The following is a 1,153-nucleotide window of genomic DNA, read 5'->3' as shown; positions in this document are numbered from 1 at the left end:
CAAGAAAACGTTGACGCATCGAACAGCCGAATTAAAGATACAGATTTTGCGAAAGAAACCACGCAAATGACCAAAGCACAAATTTTGCAACAAGCAGGTACATCGATTCTTGCTCAAGCGAAACAGTTGCCAAACTCTGCAATGTCACTATTGCAGTAGTTTACTTAGCCTGTACTCAATACATTCAGACGTGGATGGGAATGCAGGCTTTTGGCAAGCAACTTTACAATAGAATGAGCGGCTCTCTCATCTCTCACCTGCCAATCATTTTCAATGTAAAGTTGCACTCGGTATGCCGGAAATGTGTTCATTTCTCTTGATCTCCACATAGGCTCTGGCGACCAACCTAGCCCCAGTTCTCTCAAAGGAAAAGGGGCTTTTTCTTTTCTAATTCTTACGTCTATCGTCTGCGAACTTATCTTCAATTGTTTCCTTTCGCTGGTTTTCTATACAATTTGGCACTCTCGGCTCGATTTGTGGAAACTTGAGCACTTTTTCTTACTTTTCTTCAATTTTATTAGCTAAATCTCGCAATGTTATTTTTTTAAACTTTTTTCTAAAGCTTCTGAATTTGGTGTCGTTAATAGAGGTAACTTTGAGAGAACTACTTGGTTTTCCGAGACGTCGGAAACCGCTACATCGGAAAATCAATTGGAGAAATCACCATGGCAGTGAATGTAAACACAAACGTATCAGCGATGACCGCTCAGCGTTACCTAAACAACGCAAACTCAGCACAACAAACTTCTATGGAACGTTTGTCTTCAGGTTTCAAAATCAACAGCGCGAAAGACGACGCTGCGGGTCTTCAAATCTCGAACCGCTTGAACGTACAAAGCCGTGGCCTGGATGTGGCTGTTCGTAACGCGAACGACGGTATCTCGATTGCACAAACTGCTGAAGGTGCAATGAACGAGACCACTAACATTCTTCAACGTATGCGTGATTTGTCTCTACAATCAGCAAACGGTTCAAACTCGAAAGCAGAACGTGTTGCGATTCAAGAAGAAGTGACCGCGCTAAATGACGAACTAAACCGTATCGCAGAAACCACTTCTTTCGGTGGTAACAAGCTACTAAACGGCACACACGGTGCGAAATCGTTCCAAATCGGTGCGGATAACGGTGAAGCAGTGATGCTTGAGCTAAAAGA

The 1,153-nt window shown here is 43.0% G+C and carries 2 protein-coding genes; both read left to right on the top strand.

Annotated features, from left to right (window positions below; genetic code table 11):
• A partial coding sequence (locus tag IQR33_RS26900; RefSeq protein WP_265575813.1) for a flagellin occupies positions 1-159 on the top strand: 159 nt, incomplete at its 5' end.
• Positions 160-665: 506 nt separating this feature from the next.
• Positions 666-1,153 (top strand): flagellin (locus IQR33_RS26895; RefSeq protein WP_089190247.1); only part of this gene is annotated, 488 nt, incomplete at its 3' end.

It is taken from the genome of Vibrio sp. OPT46 (assembly GCF_015163535.1).
Lineage (GTDB): Bacteria > Pseudomonadota > Gammaproteobacteria > Enterobacterales > Vibrionaceae > Vibrio > Vibrio alginolyticus.
The sequence above is the reverse complement of the archived record's forward strand: the minus strand, read 5'-3'. Positions and strand labels throughout refer to the sequence as shown.